Annotated in this window: 4 protein-coding genes and 5 tRNA genes; 1 reads left to right on the top strand and 8 read right to left on the bottom strand. The window is 58.0% G+C overall.

The genetic code is table 11. The features are described from left to right. Positions 1-107: 107 nt before the first annotated feature. The 8 genes from Q0J75_RS12255 to Q0J75_RS12290 form a co-directional block, all read right to left on the bottom strand. Positions 108-181, bottom strand: a tRNA-Cys gene (locus Q0J75_RS12255). Between the two features lie 42 nt (positions 182-223). After that, positions 224-299, bottom strand: a tRNA-Gly gene (locus Q0J75_RS12260). Positions 300-394: 95 nt separating this feature from the next. Next, a tRNA-Phe gene (locus Q0J75_RS12265) sits at positions 395-470 on the bottom strand. A 71-nt stretch (positions 471-541) separates the two neighbouring features. Next, positions 542-618, bottom strand: a tRNA-Asp gene (locus Q0J75_RS12270). Between the two features lie 36 nt (positions 619-654). Beyond that, positions 655-730: transfer RNA gene (locus Q0J75_RS12275), tRNA-Val, on the bottom strand. A 100-nt stretch (positions 731-830) separates the two neighbouring features. After that, the gene (gene hslO / locus Q0J75_RS12280) at positions 831-1,709 is read right to left on the bottom strand and encodes an Hsp33 family molecular chaperone HslO (RefSeq protein ID WP_297201766.1); all 879 of its coding nucleotides are present in this window, start codon (positions 1,707-1,709) and stop codon (positions 831-833) included. 4 nt (positions 1,710-1,713) lie between these two features. Further along, positions 1,714-2,460: a class I SAM-dependent DNA methyltransferase gene (locus tag Q0J75_RS12285; RefSeq protein WP_297201767.1), complete on the bottom strand. Its 747-nt coding sequence runs from the start codon at positions 2,458-2,460 to the stop codon at positions 1,714-1,716. Next, complete coding sequence (locus Q0J75_RS12290) at positions 2,450-2,758, bottom strand: YerC/YecD family TrpR-related protein (protein WP_297201769.1); 309 nt, start codon at positions 2,756-2,758, stop codon at positions 2,450-2,452. The genes Q0J75_RS12285 and Q0J75_RS12290 overlap by 11 nt, the downstream gene beginning before the upstream one ends. Positions 2,759-3,040: 282 nt before the next feature. On the opposite strand from Q0J75_RS12290, the gene Q0J75_RS12295 reads away from it, so the two are divergent. Next, entirely contained in the window at positions 3,041-4,315 is a 1,275-nt protein-coding gene (locus Q0J75_RS12295) for an adenylosuccinate synthase (protein WP_297201771.1), read from the top strand. The last annotated feature ends 186 nt before the right edge of the window (positions 4,316-4,501 follow it).

Here is a 4,501-nt window from a genome sequence, read left to right on the forward strand (position 1 = left end):
TGTACTTCTTTGGCCTCTATACGCCAGAAACCCGGCTTATACTTGATGCATAAACCGGGTTTCTCGACAGGCTGAAAGAAGCACCTGCTTTGCAGGTGCTTCTTTTTTGGAGGCGACACCCAGATTTGAACTGGGGGTGGAGCTTTTGCAGAGCTCTGCCTTACCACTTGGCTATGTCGCCATATGGATAACAGGAAGGAAAAAGCCTTCCTGTTATCATTTTTGGAGCAGGTGACGAGGCTCGAACTCGCTACCTCCACCTTGGCAAGGTGGCGCTCTACCAGATGAGCTACACCTGCACACATCACAGCATATGTCTGTGAGGGGCAAAAGATTCCTTCTGAACAGGAAAATCTCTCTGGAGGATACCTCCCTGGCATCCTCCAGAGAAAGCTGGTGCCTCCGGCCGGAATCGAACCAGCGACACGGGGATTTTCAGTCCCCTGCTCTACCAACTGAGCTACAGAGGCAAATTGCGACGTGGGAGGGGCCTTTGCCTCATCCTTTGGATGAAATTCAGGAACCCACATCGAAAGAAAAATGGCGACGCGGAAGGGACTTGAACCCTCGACCTCCGGCGTGACAGGCCGGCGTTCTAACCAACTGAACTACCGCGCCAGACGGTAGGGGGTGCGGGAGCTCCCAGAAAGGGAGTGGTGGGAACAACAGGGCTCGAACCTGTGACATCATGCTTGTAAGGCATGCGCTCTCCCAGCTGAGCTATGCTCCCGTGTTCTTGTCTCGTGCGCTCGGTCGGGCCAAGCGACGAACGTTATTATACAAGAACAACCCCCAGTTGTCAACCACTTTTTTCGATTTTTTCAGAAAAATCAAACCGAGGCCAAAAGTGCCTGCAACTCATCACCTGTAAAGTTGTAAACCTTGTCGCAAAACTGGCAGGTGAGCTCTGCTTTGCCCTGTTCTTTGATTAGGGACTCCAGCTCTTCCCGCCCCATGCTGATGAGGGCGCGGGTCACCCGTTCCCGGGAGCAGTAGCAGCGGTACTCCACCGGCTCCTCACTGAGTACCTCCAGTTCAAAGGCGGACAGCACCCGCTCCACCAGGCTACGGGCGCTCTCGCCGTTGCGCATGGCTTCGGTGACGGGGCCTACCTTGGCGATGCCCTCTTCTACGGCGGTGATGACGCTCTCGTCAGCGCCGGGCAGCAGCTGGATAAGATAGCCGCCGGCACATAGTACGCTCTGGTCCACATCCACCAGCACCCCCAGGGCGCAGGCAGAGGGGATCTGTTCGCTCTCTGCGAAGTAAGAAGTGATGTCCTCGGCGATCTCGCCGGATACCAGGGGGATGGTGCCCACATAGGGCTCTTTCATATTCAGGTCCTTGATGACGGTAAGGGAGCCGTCCTTACCAACGGCGGAGCCCACATCCAGCTTGGCGGGCCCCTTCAAAGGCAGGTCCACCAGAGGATTGACCACGTAGCCCCGGGCGTTGCCCTCACTGTCGGCCACGGCGGTAATGCCGCCCAGAGGGCCGTCGCCCTTGATGCGTAGGGTCACAGAGCCGTTTTCCTCTTTCAGCTGGTTGCCCATCATGGAGGCGGCCATCAGACTGCGCCCCAAGGCGGCGGTGGCCACCGGCAGAGTCTTGTGGATCTGTCTGGCCCGCTCCACCATGGCCCGGGCCGAAATGGCGGAGGCCTTCACCGGTGCGCCCTTGGCCAGAACGCGAATGATCGAATCTGACATACGATTAAAATTCCTTTCGTGCAGCGAAGAAAATGCGCCCTTCTCCCGGCTTGGGGGCGCGCATTTTCAACTCGCCATATTGTCTGATCTGCCTAAAACCGGCCTGCCGGAGCATTTCCTCCAGTTCCGGCGGCTCATAGGCGTATTCCTCGTGGACCTCCTCCATCCGGCTCCACAACCCGTTTGCCTCCCGGCAAAACAGGTCGATGCCGTAGGTGCAGATCCGCCTCCGGGGGGAGAACTCTGCCCGCCAGATACAGCAGGCCTCCTCGTCCTCGTCCATAAAGAGCTGGCCGTCCAGGCCCCGGAGTTTGTCCGGTGTGTTGATATCAAAGAGAAACAGCCCGCCAGGCATCAGGAACGTGTGGACCCGTTGAAAGGCCCGCGCCAGGATCTTGGGGCGGGTAACGTAGTTGACACTGTCCAGACAGCAGACGCAGGCGTCAATGGTACCGTACAGGTCCAGCTCTTCCATGGCCTGGTGGAGGAAGATAGGGGGGATGCCGTCTACCTCCCGGGCCTTTTCGGCGGCCTGGGCCAGCATTTCCTCCGACAGATCGGCGCCGATCATCTCATAGCCCCGCCCGGCCAGCTCACAGGTCAGCGAGCCGGTGCCGCAGGCCAGGTCCAGCACCGTGTGGATGGGCAGCTTGCTGCGGGAAAAGTGCTTCTCCAGATAATCTGCCCAGCGGGGATAGTTGACATCGGCGGTAAACCGGTCGTAGCAGCCGGCCAGATATTCATACGCCATTGCTGTTCTGCTGCTCCTTCACCCGGGGGAGCACCGCCTGATAACCGTCCGCGCCGTATTGCAGAGAGCGGTTTACCCGGCTGATGGTGGCGCTGGAGGCGCCGGTGCGCTCCAGAATGTCGTTGTAGATCATGCCGTCGGACAGCAGCATGGCTACCTCAAAGCGCTGCTCCATGGCCCGCAGCTCGGCCACCGTGCACAGGTCGGAGAAAAATTTGCGGCACTCGTCCAGGTCCTTCAGGGTGAGAATAGCCTGATAGAGCAGATCGCTGTGTTCCCGCTTTTCATTTTTCGTCATAGAGTGTATGACCTCCTGATGATTCTCTTTCGGAAACCGGTGGACGGCGAAGGCCGTCCGTTTCTTTTCTATTTTATCAAAGTGATGTAGGGAAGTAAACCATTTTTTTAATGTTTTAGGTAGACAGAGAGAAGAGAATCATATTTTGTGACATTTTTTCTCTTTTTTTACCTTGCTTCATGGAGGGAAGCGTACTATAATACCGGCTGGGGATGTGATTCCCCTGAAGTGCCGACGGGAAAAGGCCAATGCGCGAATCCCCGCGGCAGGAGGAAACCAAGTATGGTGAAAGCGATTGTAGGCGCCAACTGGGGCGACGAGGGAAAGGGTAAGATCACCGACCTGCTGGCAGAAAAGTCCGACGTGGTCATCCGCTATCAGGGCGGAGCCAATGCGGGGCATACCATCATCTGTGATTATGGTAAATTTGCCCTGCACCTGCTGCCCTCCGGTGTGTTTTACTCCCACACCACCAATATCATTGGCAACGGCGTGGCTCTGGACGCCACCAAGTTTGCCGATGAGCTGAAGCATCTGGAGGATGGCGGCGTACCCGCTCCCCATATCATCGTGGACCAGCGCGCCCAGCTGCTGATGAGCTATCATGTACTGTTGGACAGCTGTGAGGAAGAGCGGCTGGCGGGTGCGGCCTTCGGCTCCACCAAGTCGGGCATTGCTCCCTTCTACTCGGATAAGTATGCCAAGATTGGCATCCAGGTGGCTGACCTGTGGCATGAGGACCGGCTGAAGGACCAGATTGCCCACATCTGTGACCTGAAGAACGTGCTGTTGGAGCACCTGTATCATAAGCCGCCCCTGGACCCCAAGGCGCTCTTTGAAGAGCTGATGGGCTATAAGAAGATCCTGGAGCCCTATGTGGGCGATGGAGTCAGCTTTGTACACCAGGCCCTGAAGGAGGGCAAGCAGGTGCTGCTGGAGGGCCAGCTGGGCTCTATGAAGGACCCCAACCTGGGCATCTGCCCCATGACCACCTCCTCCCACACCCTGGCCGGTTTTGGCACTGTGGGCGGCGGCGTGCCCCCCACGGCCCTCAAGGAGATTGTGACTGTCACCAAGTCCTATTCGTCCGCCGTGGGCGCCGGGGCCTTTGTCAGCGAGCTATTCGGTGATGAGGCGGAGGAGTTGCGCCGCCGGGGCGGCGACGCCGGCGAGTACGGCGCCACCACCGGACGGCCCCGCCGTGTGGGCTGGTTTGACGCTGTGGCAACCCGTTACGGCTGCATGGTCCAGGGCGCCACGCAGGTGGCCCTCACCGCCATCGACTGCCTGGGCTATCTGGACGAGATCAAGGTGTGTACCGGCTATGAGATTGATGGCAAGGTGACCCGCGATTTCCCGGTGCCTGCCCTGCTGGACCGGGCCAAGCCGGTGTATACCACTCTGCCGGGCTGGAAGTGCGATATCCGGGGCGTCACTGACTTCAACGCCCTGCCCCAGCAGGCCAAGGACTATGTGGCCTTCCTGGAAAAGGAGATCGAGGTGCCTATCACCATTGTCTCCACCGGCCCCAAGCGCCACGAGATCTGCTATCGGTAAAGCATCTGTCAAAAACTGAAGCAATGGCCGCCCTTTCGGCGGCCATTGCTTTTTATCTGGATAGGTAAGTGCGGACAAAAAAGCCTCCGGTTTTCATCTTGAAAACCGGAGGCTTCAGCCTGTCGAGAAACCCGGTTTATGCATCAAGTATAAGCCGGGTTTCTGGCGTATAGAGGCCAAAGAAGT

The organism is uncultured Flavonifractor sp. (genome assembly GCF_944385615.1).
Classification (GTDB): domain Bacteria; phylum Bacillota; class Clostridia; order Oscillospirales; family Oscillospiraceae; genus Flavonifractor.

Excerpts from the sequence above, each read along its gene's own strand:
- hslO (WP_297201766.1), bottom strand. The coding sequence starts at position 1,709 with ATGTCAGATTCGATCATTCGCGTTCTGGCCAAGGGCGCACCGGTGAAG.
- Q0J75_RS12285 (WP_297201767.1), bottom strand. The coding sequence starts at position 2,460 with ATGGCGTATGAATATCTGGCCGGCTGCTACGACCGGTTTACCGCCGAT.
- Q0J75_RS12290 (WP_297201769.1), bottom strand. The coding sequence starts at position 2,758 with ATGACGAAAAATGAAAAGCGGGAACACAGCGATCTGCTCTATCAGGCT.
- Q0J75_RS12295 (WP_297201771.1), top strand. The coding sequence starts at position 3,041 with ATGGTGAAAGCGATTGTAGGCGCCAACTGGGGCGACGAGGGAAAGGGT.